Annotated in this window: 23 protein-coding genes and 1 tRNA gene; 9 read left to right on the top strand and 15 right to left on the bottom strand. The window is 63.4% G+C overall.

Annotation, left to right across the window (positions count from 1 at the left end; translation table 11 throughout):
- Position 1: 1 nt before the first annotated feature.
- Both NKH06_RS16285 and NKH06_RS16280 read left to right on the top strand, forming a co-directional pair.
- Positions 2-1,669, top strand: a complete 1,668-nt coding sequence (locus tag NKH06_RS16285; RefSeq protein ID WP_352893422.1) for an ABC transporter ATP-binding protein — start codon at positions 2-4, stop codon at positions 1,667-1,669.
- A 19-nt stretch (positions 1,670-1,688) separates the two neighbouring features.
- Positions 1,689-3,062: an alpha-glucosidase/alpha-galactosidase gene (locus NKH06_RS16280; RefSeq protein WP_352893421.1), complete on the top strand. Its 1,374-nt coding sequence runs from the start codon at positions 1,689-1,691 to the stop codon at positions 3,060-3,062.
- 16 nt (positions 3,063-3,078) lie between these two features.
- Here NKH06_RS16280 and yacG read toward each other — a convergent pair whose 3' ends face one another.
- From yacG to NKH06_RS16235, 9 genes are all read right to left on the bottom strand, one after another.
- Complete coding sequence (gene yacG, locus NKH06_RS16275) at positions 3,079-3,276, bottom strand: DNA gyrase inhibitor YacG (RefSeq protein ID WP_023809262.1); 198 nt, start codon at positions 3,274-3,276, stop codon at positions 3,079-3,081.
- Positions 3,273-3,902: a Maf-like protein gene (locus tag NKH06_RS16270; protein ID WP_023809261.1), complete on the bottom strand. Its 630-nt coding sequence runs from the start codon at positions 3,900-3,902 to the stop codon at positions 3,273-3,275. Before NKH06_RS16270 ends, yacG begins: the two co-directional genes overlap by 4 nt.
- A 21-nt stretch (positions 3,903-3,923) precedes the next feature.
- Positions 3,924-4,142: a translation initiation factor IF-1 gene (gene infA, locus NKH06_RS16265; protein WP_006200926.1), complete on the bottom strand. Its 219-nt coding sequence runs from the start codon at positions 4,140-4,142 to the stop codon at positions 3,924-3,926.
- Between the two features lie 87 nt (positions 4,143-4,229).
- Positions 4,230-4,691, bottom strand: a complete 462-nt coding sequence (locus NKH06_RS16260) for an arsenate-mycothiol transferase ArsC (protein WP_081734750.1) — start codon at positions 4,689-4,691, stop codon at positions 4,230-4,232.
- On the bottom strand, positions 4,679-5,164 hold the full coding sequence (locus NKH06_RS16255) for a UPF0262 family protein (protein ID WP_013530198.1): 486 nt from the start codon (positions 5,162-5,164) through the stop codon (positions 4,679-4,681). Before NKH06_RS16255 ends, NKH06_RS16260 begins: the two co-directional genes overlap by 13 nt.
- 6 nt (positions 5,165-5,170) lie before the next feature.
- The gene (gene hisD, locus NKH06_RS16250; protein ID WP_352441082.1) at positions 5,171-6,463 is read right to left on the bottom strand and encodes a histidinol dehydrogenase; all 1,293 of its coding nucleotides are present in this window, start codon (positions 6,461-6,463) and stop codon (positions 5,171-5,173) included.
- Between the two features lie 7 nt (positions 6,464-6,470).
- Positions 6,471-6,905 (bottom strand): DUF2948 family protein, encoded by a 435-nt coding sequence (locus NKH06_RS16245; RefSeq protein WP_023809258.1) that lies wholly within the window; start codon positions 6,903-6,905, stop codon positions 6,471-6,473.
- Between the two features lie 91 nt (positions 6,906-6,996).
- Positions 6,997-8,289 (bottom strand): UDP-N-acetylglucosamine 1-carboxyvinyltransferase, encoded by a 1,293-nt coding sequence (gene murA, locus NKH06_RS16240; protein WP_023809257.1) that lies wholly within the window; start codon positions 8,287-8,289, stop codon positions 6,997-6,999.
- Positions 8,290-8,435: 146 nt separating this feature from the next.
- Positions 8,436-8,630 (bottom strand): hypothetical protein, encoded by a 195-nt coding sequence (locus NKH06_RS16235; RefSeq protein WP_023809256.1) that lies wholly within the window; start codon positions 8,628-8,630, stop codon positions 8,436-8,438.
- 161 nt (positions 8,631-8,791) lie between these two features.
- Between NKH06_RS16235 and NKH06_RS16230 the strand changes: the two genes are divergently transcribed.
- The 4 genes from NKH06_RS16230 to NKH06_RS16215 all read left to right on the top strand — a co-directional run bounded on the left by NKH06_RS16230 (position 8,792) and on the right by NKH06_RS16215 (position 13,280).
- Positions 8,792-8,866 (top strand) — tRNA-Thr (locus tag NKH06_RS16230).
- 322 nt (positions 8,867-9,188) lie between these two features.
- Entirely contained in the window at positions 9,189-10,829 is a 1,641-nt protein-coding gene (locus NKH06_RS16225) for a peptidoglycan L,D-endopeptidase MepK (RefSeq protein WP_502895929.1), read from the top strand.
- Between the two features lie 170 nt (positions 10,830-10,999).
- The gene (locus tag NKH06_RS16220) at positions 11,000-11,905 is read left to right on the top strand and encodes a MurR/RpiR family transcriptional regulator (RefSeq protein ID WP_128302676.1); all 906 of its coding nucleotides are present in this window, start codon (positions 11,000-11,002) and stop codon (positions 11,903-11,905) included.
- Positions 11,906-11,963: 58 nt separating this feature from the next.
- Positions 11,964-13,280: a M20 family metallopeptidase gene (locus NKH06_RS16215; RefSeq protein WP_352441067.1), complete on the top strand. Its 1,317-nt coding sequence runs from the start codon at positions 11,964-11,966 to the stop codon at positions 13,278-13,280.
- Positions 13,281-13,304: 24 nt separating this feature from the next.
- On the opposite strand, the gene NKH06_RS16210 is transcribed toward NKH06_RS16215, so the two are convergent.
- From NKH06_RS16210 to NKH06_RS16190, 5 genes are read right to left on the bottom strand one after another with little or no spacing between them, the layout of a single operon-like run.
- Positions 13,305-14,339: a branched-chain amino acid ABC transporter permease gene (locus NKH06_RS16210; RefSeq protein ID WP_352441065.1), complete on the bottom strand. Its 1,035-nt coding sequence runs from the start codon at positions 14,337-14,339 to the stop codon at positions 13,305-13,307.
- Entirely contained in the window at positions 14,336-15,211 is an 876-nt protein-coding gene (locus tag NKH06_RS16205; RefSeq protein ID WP_352441064.1) for a branched-chain amino acid ABC transporter permease, read from the bottom strand. The genes NKH06_RS16210 and NKH06_RS16205 overlap by 4 nt, the downstream gene beginning before the upstream one ends.
- 12 nt (positions 15,212-15,223) lie before the next feature.
- Positions 15,224-15,937, bottom strand: a complete 714-nt coding sequence (locus NKH06_RS16200) for an ABC transporter ATP-binding protein (protein ID WP_127269236.1) — start codon at positions 15,935-15,937, stop codon at positions 15,224-15,226.
- A complete protein-coding gene (locus tag NKH06_RS16195) occupies positions 15,934-16,671 on the bottom strand; it encodes an ABC transporter ATP-binding protein (protein WP_352441062.1) in 738 nt (245 codons plus the stop codon). The genes NKH06_RS16200 and NKH06_RS16195 overlap by 4 nt, the downstream gene beginning before the upstream one ends.
- A 3-nt stretch (positions 16,672-16,674) precedes the next feature.
- Positions 16,675-17,928, bottom strand: coding sequence for an ABC transporter substrate-binding protein (locus NKH06_RS16190; protein ID WP_352441061.1), 1,254 nt, complete (start codon positions 17,926-17,928; stop codon positions 16,675-16,677).
- A gap of 190 nt (positions 17,929-18,118) precedes the next feature.
- Between NKH06_RS16190 and NKH06_RS16185 the strand changes: the two genes are divergently transcribed.
- The 3 genes from NKH06_RS16185 to NKH06_RS16175 all read left to right on the top strand — a co-directional run bounded on the left by NKH06_RS16185 (position 18,119) and on the right by NKH06_RS16175 (position 24,376).
- Complete coding sequence (locus NKH06_RS16185; RefSeq protein WP_352441060.1) at positions 18,119-18,937, top strand: alpha/beta fold hydrolase; 819 nt, start codon at positions 18,119-18,121, stop codon at positions 18,935-18,937.
- Positions 18,938-19,068: 131 nt separating this feature from the next.
- The gene (gene metH, locus NKH06_RS16180) at positions 19,069-22,878 is read left to right on the top strand and encodes a methionine synthase (RefSeq protein ID WP_352441058.1); all 3,810 of its coding nucleotides are present in this window, start codon (positions 19,069-19,071) and stop codon (positions 22,876-22,878) included.
- A 103-nt stretch (positions 22,879-22,981) separates the two neighbouring features.
- The gene (locus NKH06_RS16175; RefSeq protein WP_128302668.1) at positions 22,982-24,376 is read left to right on the top strand and encodes a multicopper oxidase family protein; all 1,395 of its coding nucleotides are present in this window, start codon (positions 22,982-22,984) and stop codon (positions 24,374-24,376) included.
- Positions 24,377-24,409: 33 nt separating this feature from the next.
- Here NKH06_RS16175 and NKH06_RS16170 read toward each other — a convergent pair whose 3' ends face one another.
- Positions 24,410-24,697 carry a PTS sugar transporter subunit IIB gene (locus NKH06_RS16170; RefSeq protein ID WP_023809203.1) on the bottom strand — a complete coding sequence of 96 codons (288 nt, stop codon included), beginning with the start codon at positions 24,695-24,697 and terminating at the stop codon, positions 24,410-24,412.
- Between the last annotated feature and the right edge of the window lie 12 nt (positions 24,698-24,709).

Raw genomic sequence — 24,709 nt, 5'->3', positions numbered from 1 at the left:
GATGTCCGTCGCGCTCGCCGAATCCTTCGCACCAACCGTCCGTCACGACCATGACGGACGCCAGGGCCAGCCGATCATCGATGCCCGCAACGTCGCCGTGGCCTTCAAGGTCGAGCATGGCGTCGTCGACGCGGTCAAGGACATCTCGTTTCAGCTCTATCGCGGCGAGACGATCGCCATCGTTGGCGAATCCGGTTCGGGCAAGTCGGTGACGGCGCGCACCGTCATGGGCCTGCTGTCGCGGCGCGCCACGGTGTCGCCCGGGTCGAGCGTCTGTTATGACGGGCAAAACATCCTGAAATTTCCCGAGAGCGCCCGGCGCAAGCTGCGCGGCAACCGCATCTCGATGATCTTCCAGGAGCCGATGAGCTCGCTTAATCCGATCTATACGGTCGGCAGCCAGATCGTCGAGGCGATCCGGGTGCATCGCAAAGTCAGCCGCAAGCAGGCCTGGGCGCGCGCACTGGAACTTCTGCAGCATGTGCAGATTCCCGATCCCGCCGCGCGGCTCAAGCAATACCCGCACCAGCTATCGGGCGGGCAACGCCAGCGGGTGATGATCGCCATGGCGCTGGCCAACAATCCCGATGTGCTGATCGCCGATGAGCCGACCACAGCGCTCGATGTCACCGTCCAGGCGCAGATCCTGAACCTGATCCGCAGCCTGCAGAAAGAGCTGCGCATGGCGGTGATCCTGATCACCCACGACCTGACCGTGGTGCGCCAGTTCTCCGACTACGTTTATGTCATGCAGCATGGCGAAATGTGCGAGCACAACGTCACGGAACGGCTGTTCGCCAACCCACAGCACCCCTATACGAGACGGCTGCTGGCTTCCGAGCCGCGCGGGCAGCCGAAGCCGCTGCCGGAGGGCTGCGGCATCATTCTCGAGGCCAGCGGCGTGGGCGTTTCATTCATGCTGCGGCACGGCACCTTCCTGAAACCGGACTGGCGAGAGCTGGTCGCCGTCGACGATCTCGGCCTGAAACTCTGTCGCCATGAGACGCTGGGGCTGGTCGGCGAATCCGGCTCCGGCAAGACCACCTTCGGCCAGGCCTTGCTCCGGTTGATCGACGCCAAGCGCGGCGAGATCCATTTCGACGGCAAGCCGATCCATGGCCTATCGCGTGCCGAGATGCGGCCGCTGCGCTCGCGCATGCAGATCGTCTTCCAGGATCCGTTCTCCTCGCTCAACCCGCGCATGACGATCGGCCAGATCATCGAGGAAGGGCTGATCGTCAACAGCATAGGGGCGACGCGGCGCGAGCGGGTCGAACGGGTGCGCGACGCGCTGGTCAGCGCCGGCATGCCGGGCGATATACTGTCGCGGTTTCCGCATGAATTCTCCGGCGGCCAGCGGCAGCGCATCGCCATCGCTCGCGCCATAGCGCTCGAACCCGAATTCATCCTGCTCGACGAGCCGACATCGGCGCTCGACCTCTCCGTCCAGGCGCAGATTATCGACCTCTTGCGCAGGCTTCAGGACGAGCGCGGCCTCAGCTACCTCTTCATCTCGCACGACCTCAAGGTGGTGCGCGCGCTGTGCCACCGCGTCATCGTCATGCAGAACGGCAAGATCGTCGAGCAGGGGCCTGTCGACGACGTCCTGTCCAATCCCAAGACCGCCTACACCCAACGGCTCGTCAGGGCCGCTTTCGACGTGGCCTGAACATATGCCGGAGGTTAGCATGGCAAGAAATCCCAAGATCACGTTCATCGGCGCCGGCTCGACGGTGTTCATGAAGAACATTGTCGGCGACGTGCTGCAGCGCCCGTCGCTTTCCGGCGCGACGATCGCGCTGATGGACATCAATCCGCAACGGCTGGAAGAGAGCGCCATTGTCGTCAACAAGCTGATCGCGACGTTGGGCGTCAAGGCGAAGACCGAGACCCATTCGGACCAGCGCAAGGCGCTGGCCGACGCCGATTTCGTCGTCGTCGCCTTCCAGATCGGCGGCTATGAGCCCTGCACGGTCACCGACTTCGAGGTGCCGAAGAAATACGGCCTGCGCCAGACGATCGCCGACACGCTGGGCGTCGGCGGCATCATGCGCGGTTTGAGAACCGTGCCACATCTTTGGAAGGTCTGCGAAGATATGCTCGCCGTCTGCCCGCAGGCGATCATGCTGCAATATGTCAACCCGATGGCGATCAACACCTGGGCGATAGCGGAGAAATACCCTGACATCAGGCAGGTCGGTCTCTGCCATTCGGTGCAGGGTACGGCAATGGAGCTGGCGCACGATCTCGACCTTCCCTACGAAGAGATCCGCTATCGCTCGGCCGGCATCAACCACATGGCCTTCTATTTGAAGTTCGAGCATCGCCAGCCGGACGGTTCGTACCGCGACCTCTACCCCGATCTCGTGCGCGCCTATCGCGAAGGCCGCGCGCCCAAGCCCGGCTGGAACCCGCGCTGCCCCAACAAGGTGCGCTACGAGATGCTGACCAGGCTCGGCTATTTCGTCACCGAGAGCTCGGAACATTTCGCCGAATACACGCCCTATTTCATCAAGGAAGGCCGCCCGGACCTGATCGAGAAGTACGGCATCCCGCTGGATGAGTATCCCAAGCGCTGCATCGAACAGATCGAGCGCTGGAAGGGACAGGCTGAGGCCTATCGCTCGGCCGATCGCATCGAGGTCGAGCAGTCCCGGGAATATGCCTCATCGATCATGAATTCGGTGTGGACGGGCGAACCCTCGGTGATCTACGGCAACGTCCGCAACAATGGCTGCATCACCTCGCTGCCCCGGGATTGCGCCGCCGAAGTGCCGTGCCTGGTCGATGCCTCCGGCATCCAGCCGACCTATATCGGTGACCTGCCGCCGCAATTGACCGCGCTGATCCGCACCAACATCAACGTGCAGGAACTGACGGTGCGGGCGCTGATGAGCGAGAACCGCGAACACATCTACCATGCGGCGATGATGGATCCGCACACCGCGGCCGAACTCGATCTCGACCAGATCTGGTCACTGGTCGATGATCTCTTGGCTGCTCATGGTGAATGGCTGCCTGCCTGGGCGCGCTTGAAGCGCAAGAACGAGGCCGCCGCCTGATCGGCGGCGCCCAGCCTTAATTCGGAGCGTCGGGGTCCGTCTCTTCCTCGTCATCGCGGGCCTTGATGACATAGGCGCCCTTCAGCCAGCGGTTGAGGTCGATGTCCTTGCAGCGCGTCGAGCAGAACGGAAAGGTGTCGCGCGCCGAGGGCTTGCCGCATTCGGGGCAGGGGCGCTTTGGGCGTAAGGGCGTGACTTTGGAGTCGGAATTCACAGCCGGGTTCCCGCCAGCCAGCCGCCATGCACCTTGAAGCCTTCGCCGCTCAACAGCGCCACGGTCTCATAGAGCGGCAGCCCGACGATATTGGTGTAGGAACCGACCAGCTTGACGACGAAGGCACCAGCGAGGCCCTGGACGGCGTAACCACCCGCTTTGCCGCGCCATTCGCCCGACGCGACATAGGCGTCGATCTCCTCGCGCGGCAGCCGCTTGAAGCGCACCCGCGTCTCGACCAGCCGCTGACGCAGCTTGCCGCCCGGGGTGATCAGGCAGATGCCGGAATAGACCCGGTGCGAACGGCCCGACAACAGCCCGAGGCAGTTGGCGGCGTCGTCGAGGGTTTCTGCCTTGGGCAGGATGCGCCGCCCGACGGCGACGACCGTATCCGCGGCCAGCACGAAGCCCGGCGCGTAGTCGGCTTCGGTTTTCAGCGACGCGAACGCCTTCTCGGCCTTTTCCTTCGACAGCCGCTTGGCCAGCGAGCGCGGATGCTCTGCACGCAGCGGCGTTTCGTCGACATCGGCCGGCAGCACGCGGTCCGGCTCGATGCCGGCCTGCTGCAAGAGCTCGATTCGGCGCGGCGAACCCGAGGCAAGCACCAGCTTCTGCAAAATGCTCATCGCGGACCAGTCGGGCTTTGCTTACTTGAAACGATAGGTGATGCGGCCCTTGGTCAGGTCGTATGGCGTCATCTCGACCAGAACCTTGTCGCCGGTCAGCACGCGGATGCGGTTCTTGCGCATGCGGCCGGCCGTATGGGCGATGATTTCGTGTTCGTTTTCGAGCTTTACCCGGAACATCGCGTTCGGCAACAATTCCGTCACGACACCCGGAAACTCGAGGACTTCTTCCTTCGGCATTCGATACCTTTGCTTGGATGGTAGTTCCAGCGCCCTGGCCGGAATTTCGGCGGAACCTATATGATAATCGTCCGCTTGTGAACACGCTTAATCGGCGGCCTCCGGAGGTGTGAATCGACGCCCGATCCGCGCTTTCAGGCGCTCGCGCACGTCCCGGTAGGCCGCCATGATCTGTTCGCGCGTGCCGGCGGCGTCGGTCGGGTCCGGCGTCGGCCAGTATTCGACCTCGACAGCGAGCGAGCGGGTGAGTTCAAGTGCGGCGTGGTGCGCTTCCGGCGCCAGCGTGACGATGAGGTCGAAATAATCGTCCTCGAGATCGTCCATGGTCCGTGGGTGACGCTCGCCCAACGACAGGCCTTCCTCGGCAAGCACCGCATCGACGAACGGATCGCGCTCGCCGGCGCGAACGCCGGCCGAAGCGACAAAGATGGCCGCGGGCAGCATGCGGCGCGCCAGCTGCTCTGCCATTGGCGAGCGCACGGCATTCATGCCGCACAGGAACAGGATCGAACGGGGTAGGGCGCCGGGTGCCAGGGCTAGCCCCGCCAGTGCAGCACGCAGACCAGCGTGAACAGCCGGCGCGCCGTATCGAAGTCTATGTCGATCTTGCCGGATAGCCGGTCCATCAGCGTCTGCGAACCTTCATTGTGCAGGCCGCGGCGGCCCATGTCGATCGCCTCGATGTGGCTCGGCGTCGAGGAACGGATGGCGTCGTAGTAGCTTTCGCAGATCATATAGTAATCCTTGACGATGCGCCTCAGCGGCGTCAGCGACAGGATATGAGTGACGACGGCGGTGCCATCCTCGCGCGCCACGGCAAACACCAGGCGCTGCTCGGCCAGCGACAGTTTCAGCCGGTAAGGGCCGTCGCCGCTGTCATTGACGGGCTGAAAACTGTTCTCCTCGATCAGGTCGAAGATCGCCACCGCGCGTTCATGCTCGACATCGGGTGTCGACCGGCCGATCGATTCATCGAGTTCGACATCGATCAGCCTGGCGCGGGTTTGATCGGGGCCAGACATCGCCGCCTACATGTTCAACCGTATGGCGACGGAGCGTCCATGCGCCTCAAGGCCTTCCGCCTTGGCGAGCGCAATCGCCGCCGGCGCCAAGATACGCAACTGCTCCGGTCCAAGCTTGAGGATCGACGTGCGCTTGACGAAATCGAGCACCGACAGGCCCGACGAGAAGCGCGCCGAGCGTGCCGTCGGCAGCACATGGTTGGAGCCGCCGACATAGTCGCCGATGGCTTCCGGCGTGTGGCGGCCGAGAAAGACGGCACCGGCATTGCGCATCCGCGCCAGGAAACCCTCGGCATCGTCGATGGCCAGTTCGACATGTTCGGCGGCGATGCGGTCGACCAGCGGCAGCGCGGATTCAATGGTTGGAACCAGGATCACGGCGCCAAAATCGCGCCAGCTCGCCGCAGCCGTTTCGGCCCGCGGCAGGCTCTGCAACTGGCGCTCGACCGCTTGTTCGACAGCGATGCCGAAGGCCGGATCGTCGGTGACCAGGATCGATTGCGCCGATGCATCGTGCTCGGCCTGGGCCAGCAGGTCGGCCGCGATCCAGTCCGGATCGTTGCTGCCGTCGGCCACGACGAGCACTTCCGACGGCCCGGCGATCATGTCGATGCCGACGGTGCCGAACACCTGGCGCTTGGCCGCCGCGACATAGGCATTGCCCGGGCCGACGATCTTGGCGACCGGCTTTATAGTCCGGGTGCCGTAGGCGAGGGCTGCGATCGCCTGGGCGCCGCCGACACGGTAGATTTCCGACACGCCTGATATGTCGGCCGCCACCAGCACCAGCGGATTGATGATGCCGCCGGGCGCCGGCACGACCATGACGATGCGCTCGACCCCGGCCACCCTGGCCGGTATGGCGTTCATCAGCACCGAGCTTGGATAGCTCGCCGTGCCGCCCGGCACATAGAGCCCGACCGCCTCGACCGCCGTCCAGCGCCAGCCGAGCTCGACGCCGGCGGCATCCGTATAGCGATCATCCTTCGGCCGCTGCCGCTCATGGTGGGAGCGGATACGGTCTCGCGCGAATTCCAGCGCCTCGATCGTCTTTGAGTCGGCAGCCTTGTAAGCTTGAGCGATGTCGTCCTTCGAGACGGCGATGCCCAATCCAGTCAGATCGGCGCGATCGAATTTCTGTGAATAGTCGATCAGCGCCGCGTCGCCTTCGGCGCGCACGCGCGCGATGATGTCGCGCACCGCGGCATCAACGTCGGCGGACACTTCCCGCTTGGTCAACAGGAAGGCGGCGAAACGCTGCTCGAAATCGGCGTCGGACTGACGAAGCTTGATGGCCATCGGACGCTCAGGCCTTGTGGATGGGGCGCGAGGTGGCTTCCCACGCCCCGCCAATATCGGCAAGGCGCGCCTCGATGCATTCGACGTCGAGCATGATCGTGCCGCCGCCGGCAAAGATCAGCTCGACGATGCCCGCCGGCTTGCTGATCTCGATGAAGCTGATCGCCAGCAGCGACAGGACCTCATTGGGCTTGTCGCGGGCGATGCCGTTGGTCTTGGCGCCGAGCACCCGGTCGAAATGCAGCACCGCCTGCCGCCGCTCATTGTGCTGGCGAAACAGGCCGGATTTGGCCTCCCAGACGAAACGGTTCATGGTCAGCAGGAAACGCTTGGCCGCAGGCAGGAATTCGAGGTCGCTGACCTTCATCACGGCATCCTGGACATGGGCCGAAACGATGCTCAGATCCTGATCGTCGAGCGCGATAAGCTTAAGGGCAGTCATGCGGATTTCGCACCTGAAGGTTGATAACTGAACCTTCTGTTAGGCGGTCTTTCCCGTCCGCGCAACCGCACCGCGAGGCCTTGCGATTGGCCTATGCGGAAATCCGCTCGATCACCGCGCCGCAGTTGGATAGCTTTTCTTCCAGCCGCTCGAAGCCGCGGTCGAGATGGTAGACGCGGTTGACCGTCGTCTCGCCTTCCGCCGCCAGGCCGGCGATGACCAGCGAGACAGAGGCGCGAAGATCGGTCGCCATGACCGGCGCGCCCTTCAGTTTCGGCACGCCGTCGACGATCGCCGTCTGGCCCGAAAGGGTGATGTGAGCGCCGAGCCGCGCCAGTTCCTGCACATGCATGAAGCGGTTCTCGAAGATCGTCTCGGTGATGCGCGACTTGCCCTTGGCCATCGTCATCAGGCCCATGAACTGCGCCTGCAAATCGGTCGGGAAGGCCGGAAACGGCGCCGTCGTCACGTCGACCGGCGCAATGCCGGCGCCGTTGCGCCTCACACGAATGCCGGAATTGGTCGGCGTGATCTCCGCACCCGTCTGGGCGATCACGTCCAGTGCGGTCTGCAGCAGATCCGGACGCGCACCTTCGAGCACGACGTCGCCGCCGGTCATGGCGACGGCCATGGCATAGGTGCCGGTCTCGATGCGGTCGGGAATGACGCGTACGCGCGCACCGGAGAGCGATTCGACGCCGTCGATGGTGATTGTCGGCGTGCCGGCGCCGGAAATCTTCGCACCCATGGCATTGAGGCACTCGGCGAGGTTGACGATCTCGGGCTCGCAAGCCGCGTTTTCCAGCACCGTCTCGCCCTTGGCGAGCGCCGCGGCCATCATCAGCACATGGGTGGCGCCGACCGAGACCTTCGGGAAGATATAGCGGTTGCCGACAAGGCGGCCATTCCTTGTCTTGGCGATGACATAGCCGGTGTCGACGTCGATGTCGGCACCCAGCGCCTGCAGGCCTTCGAGGAACAGATCAACCGGCCGCGTACCGATGGCGCAACCGCCCGGCAGCGACACTTTGGCTTCGCCCATGCGGGCCAGCAGCGGGCCGATCACCCAGAACGAGGCGCGCATCTTCGACACCAGCTCGTAGGGCGCTGTGGTGTCGACGATGTTGCGGGCGGAGAAGTTGATGGTGCGCGAATAGCCCTCATTCTGCTTCTCGCGGCGGCCATTGACCGAATAATCGACGCCGTGGTTGCCCAGGATGCGGATCAGTTGCTCGACATCGGCCAGATGCGGCACGTTTTCCAGCGTCAGCGTGTCGTCGGTCAAAAGCGAGGCGATCATCAAAGGCAACGCCGCGTTTTTCGCGCCCGAGATCGGAATGCTTCCGGAGAGCTGGTTGCCCCCGACAATTCTGATGCGATCCATGGAAGAAAGTCCCTCTCGGCCAAACAGGGCCGGTTCAATCGTTTGAGTAGCGGCCCGTCTAGACCATTGGCCGATCTGGTTCAAGAATTACGCTGGTTCAAGAAATGGGATTTCGCCCACCCCGGGCCAAGAGTGGCCGATTTGAGTTAATCTTTTTGTATTTCCTTCGATGCAGCGAGCCCGTCCGGCCGTTGATCTGCATCTCCGGTGCGCCGCGAGCGTGACTGCGCCTTGCGCTTCTGCAGATTGGCGCGCAATTGCTCTGCCAGCCGATCCTTGCGGATTGTTGCGCTGTTATTCGGTGGACCATCCTTTTTCACTGGAATTGCCTTGTCATCCATTGTCCCGCTCTGGCCCGTGAGCAGCCAGCCCGCCATTCAGGGATAGCCAACATTGTGGCGCCCCCATGTCATTAAAAGCTATCCGGCAAAGGCTTTCACAGAAGCGTTGCGCTTGGCCTTGCGCTTGCCGGTTCGATATGGCAGAAGCCCCGCCATCAGCGGCTGCGGTAGCTCAGTGGTAGAGCACTCCCTTGGTAAGGGAGAGGTCGAGAGTTCAATCCTCTCTCGCAGCACCAGTTTCCAACATCCTTGTTGCCGCACATTCGTCCTCTGCATTTGCAAGGGCGAGGCGGCTACACGGGAACGGCGCGGCCGTCGTGCTGGCGGACCTCATCAGCGGTGCATTGCTCCAGAAAATGGCTGCCACAGGCAACTCCAGCCGAAGCGCATTCCCGGCAAGACACGATTCGTTAACCAAGATGCTGTTCATCGACATGACGTATTGTGGCATGGATGCCCGTCTGCGTCGGTCAAGTCCATGCTTGTCAGGAAGAGGGCCGAAAGGCTCCTGATCTGGGCGGAACCTAAAACCGCCCGAAACAAAAGAACGTGCAAGGCATGAACGTGAGCGAAAACGTGCAAAACGCCCCCGGTGCTTCCCGTCTTTGGACACTGCCGGCCATCATGGCAGCGTTCTTATGTCTGTTCGTTACCGGCGCGTTCGCGGAGACGCGTGCTTTGAAGATTCAACATCTCCATACGGGCGAGAAGGCTGAAATCGTGTTCAAGCGCAATGGGCGCTATGATCCGGCGGGATTGAAGAAGATCAATTTGATGCTGCGCGACTGGCGTCGCAACGAACCGACGAAGATGGATCCGCGCCTGCTCGATCTTGTCTGGCAGGCCTATCGCGCCAGCGGCTCGACAGCCTATATTCACGTGGTCAGCGCCTATCGGTCGCCAGCGACGAACGCCATGCTGCGCAGCCGCTCGAAGGGCGTGGCTCGGGAAAGCCAACACATGGTTGGCCGCGCGATGGACTTCTTCCTGCCGGATGTGCCGCTGAAGAAGCTGCGCGACATCGGCCTCAAGATGCAGGGCGGCGGCGTAGGCTATTACCCGACCTCCGGCTCGCCTTTCATACATATGGATGTCGGCAATGTGCGGCATTGGCCTGGCATCAGCCGCCAGGAACTCGCAAGGGTATTCCCGAACGGCAATACGCTGCATGTGCCGAGCGACGGCAAACCGCTGCCCGGTTATGGGCAGGCGTTTGCCGCCTACAAGTCGCGCAAGGGCACCGGCGCGCCCAACATCGACCTGGCAAGTGCCGACGGCGGCCAACGCAGGCCGCGCGGCCTGCTGGCGACGCTTTTGGGCGGGCGCGGCGCGGACGAGACCGATGATGTCGCCGAAGCGGTGCCGGCGCCACGCAAGCCGGCCAAGTCCGTTGAACCCAGGCCCGCCGGCATCGCGATCGTGCCGCCGCAGGATGCCCAGCGCGCTGACATCCAGATGGCTTCCGTCGATCGGGTCGAAGAATCGTCGATTGGGCCGGAAGGAAAGACGCCTGAAGCGATCGTCATGGCGATGGCGCCGGGCTCAGTGCCGCTGCCAGCCTTCGCCCCGCGCACCGGGCCAACGACCAGCATTCCGACCCCGCAAATCGCGCAACTTGCAACAGCCAACGCTTCCACGGCGCGGGCCGAACTGGCCAATCCAGCGGCAACCGATGCTGAAATTCCCTCGGGCAAGTCGGATGCCGGCCCCGCGAGCGGCGCGCCGGACCTTGTGGCGCTCAACATCCCGTTGCCGACATGGCGACCGGAAAGCTTGACAAGCCCGATGCGCCAGCCTGAAGCAGACAAAGCCGGCGATGCGGTCGCTGCCTTGCTGGCCTTGAACCACGCCGATGACGGCCACAATGGGTTGGCCGGCCAGCGGGTCTCGGTTGCCCAATCGAAGCCCGAAGATCGCGTCAGGACCAGCCCGAAGGCCGACCGTGTCCAGCCAAATCTCGATCCCGAAGCCACCGCGGTCATCGTGCCGGCAGCGTTGTCCGGCCGGCTGATTGAGACGGGTCGTGGCATCGCCGGCGGAGCTAGCCCTGCGGCGGCGTCCGTCATTGCCGCCAATCTCATCCGCACAGCGCCGGAGCACATCTATCTCGATGGATTCCAGCCGCGAGGACAGACCTCCGATCACCGACGCTTCACCGGTTCAGCGGTCAAGTTCCTGCCCATCGCCAGCTTCAGATAGACGCAAGCCCTCGTTCGAGCCGACGTGGATGTGTTGCACGACTGGCTTGGCTGTCATGGGATTGCAAGTCATGCCGAACTCTCGATGGTTCTGTAAGAAAAGTTCCAAATTTGACAAACATGTGCGAAATTGTAAGATAATTGTCTTTCCGTCGACGATAGGCGATGACAATGTCGATCCGCGAAGAACTGGCCAATACGACCGTGGCGTTCACCTCCGCGGAAGAGAAGATCGTCCAGGTCCTGCTCGCCGATTATCCGATGTCGGGGCTGGGCACCGCGACCCGGCTGGCACGGCGCGCCGGCGTCAGCGACCCGAGCGTGACGCGGCTGATGACCAAGCTTGGCTATGTCGGCTTTGCCGACTTCCAGGCACGCCTGCTCACCGAAGTCGAATCCAGGCTGCATTCGCCGCTTTTGATGATGGAGGCCAAGCGTCCGGGCGGCTCCAGCGAAGGCACCGCACTTACCTATTTCCATTCGGTTTCAGACAGCCTGGAGCGCACCCGCACGGCAGTGCCGGTGCAGGCCTACACGCGGGCCGTCAACATGCTGCTGGAGAGCAAGGGCCAGGTCGTGCTGCTGGGCGGCCGGTTCAGCCGGCATATCGCCTCCATGCTGGCCGGCTACCTCCTGCAGTTCCGCTCCGGCGTGCGCGACATCGGTTCGTTGAGCCCCGCCGATTTCGACCTGTTGATCGACCTTGGCAAGCGCGACCTCCTCGTCGTGTTCGACTACCGGCGTTACCAGTCGGACGTGGTGAGCTTTGCCCAGCAGGCCAAGGAGCGCGGCGTCTCCATCCTGCTGTTCACCGATGTCTGGCTGTCGCCGATATCTGACATAGCGGACCTGACCATGGTCGCCGCGATCGACGCCAACTCGCCGTTCGACACGCTGGCGACGGCCGTTGCCCAGATGGAAACCGTGTTTGCCCACGCGCTGGAGAGCCACGGCGCCGGGGTGCGCAAGCGCATCGAGGACATCGAAAGGATCCGCAGCGCCAATGCGGTCACGCTCGATACCGCCCTGTCGTCATCGGCCGACGACGCCGCCAAATCCAAAACCACAAGGAAATAGTGTCGTTGCGCCCAGTGCAGCGATTGCAAAGCGCCGCGACGCAGAGAAGGAAGCGACAATGCCCGACAACCAGACCATCATCGATGCCGTGCAGGCTGAGATCGAGACCGATCGCGACTGGTTGATCGGCCTGACCCGCGACATGGTTCGCATCCCTTCGGTCAACCCCAAATTCGAGCCCAACCCGGCGATCAACCGCGAGGCGGATGTCCAGGCGCTGCTCGAACCGATCCTCAGGCAGGACGGGTTCAAGACCGAGCAATGGGATGCCTTGCCCGGCCGGCCCAATCTGGTCGGCGAATGGGCGGGAGACGAGGACCGCAGCCTGATCCTGTGCGGCCACATCGACGTCGTGCCGGTCGGCGCGATGAAGGACTGGTCGGTGGATCCGTTCGGCGGCGAGATCACCAATGGCCGCCTTTATGGCCGCGGCGCCGTCGACATGAAGGGCGGCGTCGCCGCTTGCGTCGCCGCAGCACATGCGATCCGCAAGGCGGGCATCACGCTGCAGGGCCGGCTGGCCATCCATTCCGTCGTCGACGAGGAAGCCGGCGGCTTCGGCGCCATGGACGCGGTGAAGAAGGGCAAGCTCGCCAAGGCGGTGCTGGTCGCCGAACCGACCTGGGGCGATGTCCTGCCCGTCGAAGGCGGGCTCGAATGGGCGCGGGTGACGATCCGCGGCCGCAACGCCCATTCGGCGCTGCGCTACAACGAGATTTATCCGCAGCGCCACGACAAGGACCGGCTCGAGCCGGGCGTCAACGCCATCGAGATCGCCGCTCGCTTCATCGCCGCCGTGCGCCAGTATGAACTGGACCGGACGCGGGCGAAATCGCATCCATTGCTGCCGCTCGGTATGAACACGATCAACATCGGCGTCATGCATGGCGGCACCGGCCTTGGCGAACACGGCCTGCCGACCGTCATGACCAACCCGGCCATCATTCCCGACGTCGCGGTGCTCGATCTCGACATGAAATTCCTGCCCGATGAGAACTCGGCCGACTACCGCCGCGATTTCGAGACGTTCGTCCACCATTTCGCCCAGACCGATGCGTGGCTGCGCGACAACCCGCCTGCGATCCAATGGGAGCTCGGCGGGCTGTATTTCCCGCCGATGAACACCCCGGTCGATCATCCGCTGGTGACCTCGCTGATGAAGCGCAAGGCCATGGTCGGCAAGGCGCCGCAGGCGCGCGGCTTCGTCGCTGTGTGCGATGCCGCGCACTATGCCGGCGCCGGCGTCGACGGTGTCATCTTCGGCCCGTCGGGCGACGGTTTTCACGGTTCCGACGAATATGTCGAGGTCGAATCGGTGGTCGAGACCGCCAAGGTGATCGCTGCTTCGGTCATCGACTGGTGCGGCATCCGCTGAGGCGGAGCCGCTATTCCGAAACGGTCAGGCCGGGCGTTTCAGGCGTCCGGCGACGGCGCCCCATGAAGCCTTGATCATGCCGACCAGGCCGCTCGGGTAGGCCAGCATCACGCCGATGATCAGCACCGCCGTGATCATCGGCCGCCACGCACCGAAATCGGCCATCCATTCGGCGAAGATCGTCAGCACGAACGAAGCGATGATGGCGCCGTAAATGGTGCTGGTGCCGCCGAGCAGCACCATCGACAGGATGATGGTCGCCAGGCTCATGCCGAAGACGTCGATCGAGGCATTGCGCTGGTAGGCGGCGTAGAAGGCGCCGGCGATGCCGGTGAAGAAGGCGCTCGCGGCAAGCGTCAGCATGCGCTGGCGGACGATCGAGACGCCGCGGCTGACGGCGTATTCCTCATTGTCGCGCAAGGCGACGATACTGGCCCCGGCGCGTGAGCGCACGAACACGCGCAGGAACAGCGTGCTCGCCACCAGCAGCGCCAGCGCGATGTAGAAATAGGCTGACTTGCCGTCACGGACCATATTGTGGTCGAACACGTAAAGTCCGGGAATGCGCACCAGCCCTTGCGTGCCGCCGGTGATGGCGGACTGGCTGATGATCACCTGCATGACCAGCTGCGCGAAGCCGAAAGTGACCAGGATGATGTAGATGCCCTTCAGCCGCAGGATCGGGATGGTCACAAGGATCGCCGCCAGCGTGGCGATGACACCGCTGGCAAACAGCGCGATCCACGGGTCGAATTCGGCCAGCTTGGTCAGCAGGCTGTAGGCATAGACGCCGATGCCGAACAGCGCCAGATGGCCGAAATTGAAAACGCCGCCATAGCCGAGGCTAAGATCCCAGTTCGAGGCGACGATCGCATAGATGAAGGCCATGATCAGGATGTGGCGGGCATAGGTGTCACCGAAGATCAGCGGCAGCAGCGCCAGCAGCGCGAAGCCGAGCACGAAGCCGATGGCCTCCTGCTTCCACGGCGTGCGGCCTGGAGCGATCGGGGTTGCCGCCTCGGCGTGGCCAGGCGCGATCAGCGATGTCGTGTCGGTCATGCTAGGCCTCGGGAGCGGCTGGCGAAGATGCCCTCGGGGCGCACCATCAGGGTCAGGATGAGCACGCCGAACAGCAGCGCCGGCGTCCAGTACAAGCCGAAATAATAGCTGCAGGCTGCCTCGAAGAAGCCGATCAGATAGGCGGCGAAGATCGGGCCCGATATGCTCGATATGCCGCCGAAGACGACGACGATCAGCGCCTTGAGCAGCGGGTCGCTGCCCATCACCGGCGACATGAAACGGTAGCCGCCCATGAAGATGCCGGCGAGCCCGGCGAGCGAAGCGGCGATGGCGAAGGCCAGCCCATAGAGCGCGGTGACGTTCAGCCCGACAAGGTGGCTGGCATCTTCGTTTTGCGCCACGGCGCGCAGCGCCAGCCCGAGCCGCGTGCGGTTGAGGAACATCCAAAGTGCGGTCAGGATCAGCGGCGTGATGACGATGATGGCGATCTGGTGCAGGGAGACGCCGACGCCGCCGATGGTGGTGTTGCCGGCGATCAGCGCCGGGATCTGCTTCGAGCGCGGTCCCCAGATGGTCAGCGCGCCGTTCTCGATCAGCGACCCGGCTGCCAGCGTGGTGATGACGACGACCAGCACGATGTTGGGTCGGCCGATCAGCGGCCGCACGACGCTCGCCTGCAGGATCCAGCCGACGCCGGCCATGACGACGACGGCGATGGGAAAGGCGACCGCCGCCGGCAGGCCGAGTTCGACCAGCTGCCAGGCGATGTAGGCGCCCAGCATCATGAACACGCCATGGCTGAAATTGAACACGCCGATCGTCGTCCAGACGAGAGCGAGCCCAACCGCCATCATGGCGTAGAGCGAGCCCTGGAACAGGCCGCCGAACAGGATTTCCGCCAATGCGCTCATCTTCGGATTTTCCTAATGGCCAAAATACATCGACATGATCTCGCCGTGGTCGAGGCTTTCGCCCGGCTTGATCTCGGTCGCAACGGCGCCATGGTTGACGAGGTAGAGTTGCTGCGTCAGTTCCAGCAGAAATTCGATATCCTGCTCGACGACGATCAGCGGCACGCCGCCGCGCGAAATGTCCATGACGGAGGCGCAGAGTTCGTCCTTGATCTTGGGTGCCAGCCCCAGCGTCGGCTCGTCGAGGATCAGCAGGCGCGGATGGCTCATCAGCGCGGTGCCGATCGACACCATCTGGCGCTCGCCGCCCGACAATGTGCGCACGCGCTGGCGCCAGCGTTCCGCCAGTTTCGGAAACAGCTTGATCACCTTCTCGCGGTTCTCCGCCTCATGCGGCCGGGCCCGCGGCGAATAGGCTCCGAGCGCCATGCAGTCGGCGATCGAGAGATCGGGAAACAGCCGGTTGCCTTGCGGCACATGGATCAGGCCGGCGCCGACGATGGCGCGTGCGCTGCGGCCGGCAATGTCTTGCCCGTCGAACAGGATGCGGCCGCTCTTCGGCTGCAGCAGCCCGGAGACTGCGCGCAGCAGCGTCGTCTTGCCATGGCCGTTGGGGCCGAACAGGCCGACATTGCCGAAACGGCCGGCCTCCAGCGAGATATCGTGCAGCACGGTGACGCGGCCATAGCCGGCGGTGACGCCTTCGACGCTGAGAATGGGGTTCACGCCGCCGACCTCCTCGTGCCGAGGTAGGCTTCGATGACGCGCGGATCGGCGATTACGCCTGCCGGATCGCCGGCGGCCAGGACACGGCCATTGTTGAGCACCAGCAGATGCTGCGAAAGGCTCATCAGGAAGGTCAGCACGTGCTCGATCAGAAGGATGGTGATGCCGCGCTCGGCGGTGCGGCGGATCAGGCCGATCGACGTCTCGATCTCGGGCTTGGTCAGGCTCGATGCCGGCTCGTCGAGCAAGAGCATGCGCGGCTGCATGGCAATCGCGGTGGCAAGCATCAGGCATTTGCGCTCGAACACGGATAATTCGCCGGCAAGCCGGCCGAACGACTGAGATCCCAGACCGACGAACTCCAGCGCCTCGGCGGCGGCATTGCGGGCCGTGGCCGCTGTCTTTTCCTGCTTGCCGTAACTGGCGCCGATCAGCGCGTTCTCGAACACGGTCAGCCCGTCGAAGCTGGTCTCGCGCTGAAACGTGCGGGCGAGGCCGAGGCGCGCGATGGCGTGTCCCGATTTGCCGTTTATGGCAATGCCGTCAAAGCGGATGTTGCCCCGGTCGGGGCCGAACGGGATGCCGGTGATGATGTTGAACAGCGTGCTCTTGCCGCTGCCGTTCGGGCCGGCGATACCGAAGATCTCGCCGGCCTCGACCTTGAACGACACGCCGTCGACGGCCTTCAGCGAACCGAAGGCCTTCGACACGTCGTCCAGTTCAAGCAGGGCCATTCCCTACTTCATCCAGGGCTGGAGCTTGAAGGCGCCGGTGGCGTATTTCTCCGGAGAGATCAGCGTGCGCTGGCCGTCCCAAATCTGGAAGAAGGTGATCGGGATGTAGTCGTCGCCCTGTGTGGCAAGGTGGGTGGCGGGATCGAATTTCAGCCGCCCTTCGGCGACCTGCTTGTCGGTCTCCGACAGCGCCTTCATGATCGCCGCATGGTCGGATGCGCCGCCGACCTTCTTGACCGCGTCGAAATAGACATTGGTCATTTCGTAGAGGCCGATGCCGTAGGTGCCGCTCTCGACGCCGTATTTTGCCTTGAACTTGGCTGCCACCTCGTCGGCCCGCGGGTTCTTCGGCGTCGTCAGCGCGCCGCCGAGCAGGTTGTAGATGACACCATCCGACTTCTTGCCGGTCAGTTCGACGAATTCCGGAACGCTCGGTGCGTATTGCAGGAAGACGAGGCTCTTGGTCGGCTGCTCGAGGAACTGGTTCAGGAAGGACGCCGAATTGCCCGGCAGATAGTCGGTGTTGATGACGACGTCGGGAACGTTCTCGCGCACCTTGGCGAGGATCGAACGCCAGTCGGTCACTTCGCCGAAGGGCACGATCTCGTCGACGGTGATGGTCCAGCCCTTCTCCTTGAAGGTCTTCTTCATGCCTTCGGAGATGGTCTTCGAATAAGCGTTGTCGGACGAGATGATGGCGACCTTCTTGGTCGGCAAGGTGATCTTGCCGTCGGCCGCGAGCTTCTCGACGAACAGGGTGACGTCGGTGTTGTAGGCGTCGAAGGAAGGCGTCAGCGACCAGCAGCACATGTATTTATCGGGGCTCGGCGCGATGATGTCCCTGGTCTGCTGCGAGGTGGCCGCCAGCATGTAAGGCATTTCCGCTTCGGCCATGTTGTCGATCTCGAAATTGGTCAGGCTGGCATAGCCGGTCAGCATGAAGTGCACGCCCGGATCGCCAAGCAGGCGCTCGACCGCGCTGGTGACGTTGCCGGCGGACTGATCCTTGACGTCGCCGACCACCAGTTCGAACGTATCCCCGGCAACGCCGCCGGCTGCGTTGGCCTCGTCGATGGCCATCTGCACGCCGCGCTGGAATTCCTGGCCGTCCGCCGCGGCAGGGCCGGTCAGCGGCGCAAGCAGGCCGATCTTGACGATTTCGGCAAAGGCGGGGGCGCCTGACACGGCAAACATGCCGATCAGCGTCGTGCTCATCAGCATATGGCGGATTCGACTTGCGGCGGATTTGGGCTTCATCGTGCTGTTCCCTGTTTTCCTCCCGTTCATCGGGAGTTGGATAATTGACAATCTACGCATAATTGTTCTTATTTGAAAAGGATTTTTCAACGCAACCTAGCCGGGAAGATGGTTCCCGCAAAGGTATGGAAGCCGTGGCGCTTTGCTGCGCAACTGCGTTAAAACAGGGCAATTCCCGACGGAGCGGACAATGACGATCTCGCAGAAGACCCTTGAAACCAGCCACGGCAAGATCGCTGTTCGCCAGACCGGTGGCGAAGGCACCGCTGTCATGCTGATCCACGGCAATTCATCTTCCAGCGCCGTTTTCCGCAACCAGTTGGACAGCATGTTGGGCGAGCGCTACCATCTCATCGCTCCCGACTTGCCCGGCCATGGAGCGTCCGCCGATGCGATCGATCCGGAGCGTTCCTACAGCATGGAAGGCTATGCCGACGCCATGACCGAAGTGCTCGGGCTGCTCGGCATCGACAAGGCCATCGTCTTCGGCTGGTCGCTCGGCGGCCATATCGGGCTTGAGATGATCGACCGCTTTCCCGGCCTGCTTGGCCTGATGATCACCGGCACGCCGCCCGTCTCGCCCGAGGAGGTCGGCAACGGCTTCAAGCCGAGCCCGCATATGCACCTTGCCGGGCAGGAAACCTTCACTGACGCGGATGTCCAGGCCTATGCGCGCAGCACCTGCGGCGAGCCGTTCGAGCCGTTTCTCATCGACACGGTGGCGCGCACCGATGGAAGGGCGCGGCGCCTGATGTTCGAAAAGTTCGCGGCCGGCACCGGGCGGAACCAGCGCGAGATCGTGGCCGGCAAGACGCCGCCGATCGCCGTTCTGAACGGCATCGACGAGCCATTCGTCAACACCGATTTCGTCTCCGCTGTGAAATTCTCCAATCTATGGGAAGGCAAGGCCCATCTGCTCGACAAATCCGGCCACGCGCCGTTCTGGGATTCGCCGGATCGCTTCAATCCGGTCTTCGCCCGCTTCCTGGCAAGCTTCGACAGAGCGTAGGTCCGTCGGAAAACCGGCGCCACAGACCCCGCCTTCGAGACAGGTGGGTGACAATCACGTGCACCTACCGTATATTGACATAAAGATATCCTTATGTGACATGAAAAGGCCTGTCGCCAAAGGGATAAAAAATGTCGCAGAATTCTGCATCGCTGGACGATTTGTTCGGCCCCGTCGCGGCAAAACCGGACGGCTCGGAAGTGCTTGCCGCGCTGACGGCAGCAGCACGCGAACGCATCCTCATCCTCGATGGCGCCATGGGCACGCAGATCCAGGGCCTCGGCTTTGACGAGGACCAGTTTCGCGGCGAGGCCTTCGCCGGCTGCGCCTGCCACCAGCAAGGCAACAACGATCTTCTGATCCTGACGCAGCCGAAGGCGATCGAGGAGATTCACTATCAATACGCCATCGCAGGCGCCGATATCCTCGAAACCAACACCTTCTCCTCGACCTCGATCGCCCAGGCCGATTACGGCATGGAGGATGCCGTCTACGCGCTGAACCGCGATGGCGCGCGGCTGGTGCGGCGCGCCGCTGTTCGGGCCGAGCAGCAGGACGGCAAGCGCCGCTTTGTCGCCGGTGCACTCGGGCCGACCAACCGCACCGCCTCGATGTCGCCCGACGTCAACAATCCCGGCTATCGCGCCGTGACCTTCGACGATCTGCGCCTCGCCTATGGCGAGCAGCTGCGCGGCCTGATCGACGGTGGCGCCGACATCATCCTGATAGAGACCATCTTCGACACGCTGAACGCCAAGGCGGCGATCTTTGCAGCGGAAGAGATCTTCATCGAGAAGGGCGTGCGCCTGCCGGTGATGATTTCGGGCACCATCACGGACCTCTCCGGCCGCACGCTGTCGGGCCAGACGCCGACGGCCTTCTGGCATTCGGTGCGCCACGCCAGCCCGTTCACCATCGGCCTCAACTGCGCGCTCGGCGCCAACGCCATGCGCGCGCATCTGGCCGAGATTTCAGGCGTCGCCAACACCTTCACCTGCGCCTATCCGAATGCCGGCCTGCCCAATGAATTCGGTCGGTATGACGAGAGCCCGGACTTCATGGCCGCGCAGATCGAGGAGTTTGCCCGCGAGGGACTGGTCAATGTCGTCGGCGGCTGCTGCGGTTCGACGCCCGAGCACATCCGCGCCATCGCCGAGGCGGTGAAAAAGTATCCCCCACGCGCCATTCCCGACATCGAGCGCAAGATGCGCCTGTCCGGGTTGGAGCCGTTCACGCTGACGGACGAAATTCCCTTCGTCAATGTAGGCGAGCGCACCAATGTTACCGGGTCGGCCAAGTTCAGGAAGCTGATCACGGCGGGTGACTATGTCGCCGCGCTCGACGTGGCGCGCGACCAGGTCGCCAATGGCGCGCAGATCATCGACATCAATATGGACGAAGGCCTGATCGATTCGAAGAAGGCGATGGTGGAGTATCTCAACCTGATCGCCGCCGAACCGGACATCGCCCGTGTCCCGGTCATGGTCGACAGTTCCAAATGGGAGATCATCGAGGCTGGCCTGAAATGCGTGCAGGGCAAGCCGCTGGTCAACTCCATCTCGATGAAGGAAGGCGAGGCGGCATTCCTGCATCATGCAAGGCTCGTGCGCGCTTATGGCGCCGCCGTGGTCGTCATGGCGTTCGACGAGGATGGCCAGGCCGACACCAAAGCGCGCAAGGTGGAGATATGCACCCGCGCCTACAAGCTTTTGACCGAACAGGCCGGCTTCCCGCCCGAGGACATCGTCTTCGATCCGAACGTGTTCGCCATCGCCACCGGCATCGAGGAGCACGACAATTACGGCGTCGACTTCATCGAGGCGGCGGGCGAGATCACCGCGACGCTGCCGCATGTCCACATTTCCGGCGGTGTGTCGAACCTCTCCTTCTCGTTCCGCGGCAACGAGCCGGTGCGGGAGGCCATGCATGCCGTGTTCCTCTACCATGCCATCCAGCGCGGCATGGACATGGGCATCGTCAATGCCGGTCAGCTCGCCGTCTACGATACGATCGAGCCGGCACTGCGCGAAGCCTGCGAGGATGTCGTGCTCAACCGCATGCCCAAGGCCGGCGGCACCGCCACCGAACGCATGCTGGAGATCGCCGAACGCTTCAAGGGCACGGCCGGCAAGGAAGCGCAGGAGCGCGATCTCGCCTGGCGCGAATGGACTGTCGAACAGCGGATCGGCCATGCACTGGTCAACGGCATCACCGAATTCATCGACGCCGACACTGAGGAAGCGCGGCTTGCCGCCGAGCGCCCGCTCCATGTCATCGAAGGCCCGCTGATGGCCGGCATGAACGTCGTCGGCGACCTGTTCGGCGCGGGCAAGATGTTCCTGCCGCAGGTGGTTAAGTCGGCGCGTGTGATGAAGCAGGCGGTGGCCGGGCTGCTGCCGCATATGGAGGCCGAGAAGGTGGCCAACGCCGCCAACGGCATCGACAATGGCGAACGCCAGACCGCGGGCAAGATCCTGATGGCGACGGTGAAGGGCGATGTCCACGATATTGGCAAGAACATCGTCGGCGTCGTGCTGGCCTGCAACAATTACGAGATCATCGATCTCGGCGTCATGGTGCCGGCAGCGAAAATCCTGCAGACGGCGCGCGACCAAAATGTCGACATCATCGGCCTGTCCGGCCTGATCACGCCATCCCTCGATGAAATGGTGCACATGGCCGCCGAGATGGAGCGTGAAGGCTTCGACATTCCGCTGCTGATCGGCGGCGCGACGACCAGCCGCGTGCACACGGCGGTGAAGATCCACCCGCGCTACAGCAAGGGGCAGACGGTCTACGTCACCGACGCCAGCCGGGCGGTCGGCGTCGTGTCGTCCTTGCTGTCGAACGAGAGCAAGGGCGGCTATGTCGACACGGTGCGCACCGAATACAAGAAGGTCGCGGATGCACATGCCCGCTCCGAAGCCGACAAGCAACGGCTGCCGCTGGCCAAGGCGAGGGCCAATGCGCACCGGATCGACTGGTCTGCCTACGAGCCGCCGAAGCCGTCTTTTACCGGCGTCAAGGTGTTCGAGAACTGGGATCTCACCGAACTCGCGCGCTACATCGATTGGACGCCGTTCTTCCAGACCTGGGAGCTGAAGGGCCGTTATCCCAAAATTCTCGAAGACGAGGCGCAAGGCGCCGCCGCGCGCCAGCTGTTCGAGGATGCGCAGGCGATGCTGAAAAAGATCATCGCCGAAAAATGGTTCGCCCCGCGCGGCGTCATCGGCTTCTGGCCGGCCAATGCCGTCGGCGACGACATCAGGCTGTTCACGGACGAAAAGCGGTCGCAGGAACTGGCGACCTTCTTTACCTTGCGCCAGCAACTGACCAAGCGCGACGGCAAGGCCAATGTCGCGCTGTCGGATTTTGTCGCGCCGGCCGACAGCGGAAAGCCCGACTACATCGGCGGCTTCATCGTCACCGCCGGCATCGAGGAGGTGGCGATCGCCGAACGGTTCGAGCGGGCGAACGACGACTATTCGTCGATCATGGTCAAGGCGCTGGCGGACCGCTTCGCCGAAGCCTTTGCCGAGCGCATGCACGAGAAGGTGCGCAAGGAATTCTGGGGTTATACTCCCGACGAAGCCTTGGCGCCCGACGAGCTGATCGGCGAACCTTACCGCGGCATCCGTCCGGCGCCCGGCTATCCGGCGCAGCCGGATCACACCGAGAAGGCGACGCTGTTCCGGCTGCTTGACGGTGAGGGCAATGCGGGCGTGAGCCTGACCGAAAGCTATGCGATGTGGCCGGGCTCGTCCGTGTCGGGGATCTATCTGTCGCATCCCGAAAGCTACTATTTCGGCGTCGCCAAGGTCGAACGCGACCAGGTCGAAGATTATGCACGCCGCAAGGCAATGCCCTTGGCCGAGGTCGAGCGCTGGCTTGGCCCCATCCTCAACTACGTGCCGGCACACTACGCCGAGGCGGCTGAATAGCGACGGCATGCCCTCAACAGAATTTGCGCGGGTTCCCGGCTTGTGATCCATGGCGCGGCGGTTACACCTTCGCGGGCAGTCGCCTTTGCAGTTGGAGCGCCGAATGACCTTACTCACACGCCGCAGGCTTTTGAAAACGGCAGCGATAGCCGGCGCGGGCGGGGTCGGGCTTTCGGCCATGGGTCGGCTTGGCGGCTTGGCAGCTGCCACAACTGAGCCGGTGGTTTTGCAGACGGCAAAGATCCAGGCGAAGCTGATGGATGTCGGCCAGACCAGGGATGTGCTGACCTATGGTAACGCCGGAATGCCGCCCGTGCTCAGAATGAAAAAGGGCGAGCCCTTCGCTGCACGCCTTGTCAACGCGATCGACGATCCGACGACTATCCACTGGCACGGCATTCGCGTTCCAAACAAGATGGACGGCGTGCCGTTCCTGGTCCAGCCCTACGTCTATACCGGCGATCATTTCGACTACGCCTTCACGCCGCCCGACGCCGGCACCTTCTGGTACCACCCGCATTGCAACACACTGGAGCAGATGGGCCATGGCCTGACCGGCGTGATCGTGGTCGAGAATCCCAACGACCCGAAATTCGATGCCGAAATCGTCCTCAACCTGCGCGACTGGCGCCTCGGCGACGACGGTCAGTTCATCGACCAGTTCCGGCCGCGCGATGCCGCGAGAACCGGCACTTACGGCACGGTGCGCACCGCCAATTGGCTGGATCAGCCGCAATATGACGCGCCGGCGGGAGGGCTGGTGCGGCTCAGGGTCGCCATCACCGACGTCACGCGCATCTACGCTTTTCGCGTCGACGGTGCGGAGGCGAGTGTCATGGCGCTCGACGGCAATCCGGTGCCTGAACGTTTTTCGCCCGATGCCTTGCTGCTTGGACCCGGCCAGCGCATGGAGCTGGCCATACGCATGCCCGACGAGGAAGGTGCGATCGTCAGCTTGAGGGACGTCAGGGGCACCAAGCCAAAAATCCTGGCGACCCTGCGTGCGACTGGAAACTCGCTCAAACGGGACATTCGCGATCTCGCGCCGCTGGAGCTCAATCCGGTGGCGGAAGTGGATCTCGCCAGCGCCAGGCATATTTCCCTGGCACTGAGCGCCACGGCGGAAAACGTCCCGAGCGATGGCATCTGCGGTTCGCTTGGCTACAGTTTCTGGGCCATCAACAAAGTGCCGTGGCCCGGCGACACCAAGGATCCGACCGCGCCTCTGGCCGAACTGAAGCTTGGCCAAAGCTACGTCATCGACATGGAGAACCTGACGCCGCAATCCCATCCGATGCATCTGCACGGCATGAGCTTCAAGGTGCTGTCATCCTCGACGCGCCAGGTTCAGCCTGCGATTTCCGACACCTATCTCATCCAGCCCAACGAGAAGGTTCAGCTCGGCTTCGTCGCCGACAATCCCGGCGATTGGCTGCTGCACTGCCATATCATCGAGCACCAGAAATCGGGAATGACGAGCTATGTCAGGGTGGTGTGAAGCCGCGTCAGCCTGCGCGTAGCGTCTGTGCCGTCATTTGCGCAACTGCGCCTCGATCTCGTCCAGCACCTTGTCCTTGCCGATGCCGGTGAGGAAGGCGAGGCCCTTGATCACCGGCTTGGTCACCGAAGCGGAGATCGGTGTGGTTGCGACGATGAAGTCGACATTGTCGGCCAGTCCAGGCACTTCGGTGGCCTTTGCCTGCTGGGCGTTGAAGGTGAGGCCGCGTTTCTTCATTTCCTCGGTGACGGCGACATTGACCGCGGTCGAGGTGGCGATGCCCGTGCCGCAGGCAAAGAGAATGGTTTTCTGTCTGGACATCTCTGCTTCTCC

The sequence above is a fragment of the Mesorhizobium sp. M1342 genome (genome assembly GCF_040317955.1).
In the GTDB taxonomy this organism is placed as follows: Bacteria; Pseudomonadota; Alphaproteobacteria; order Rhizobiales; family Rhizobiaceae; genus Mesorhizobium.
This window is presented reverse-complemented; position numbering and strand designations above follow the sequence as displayed.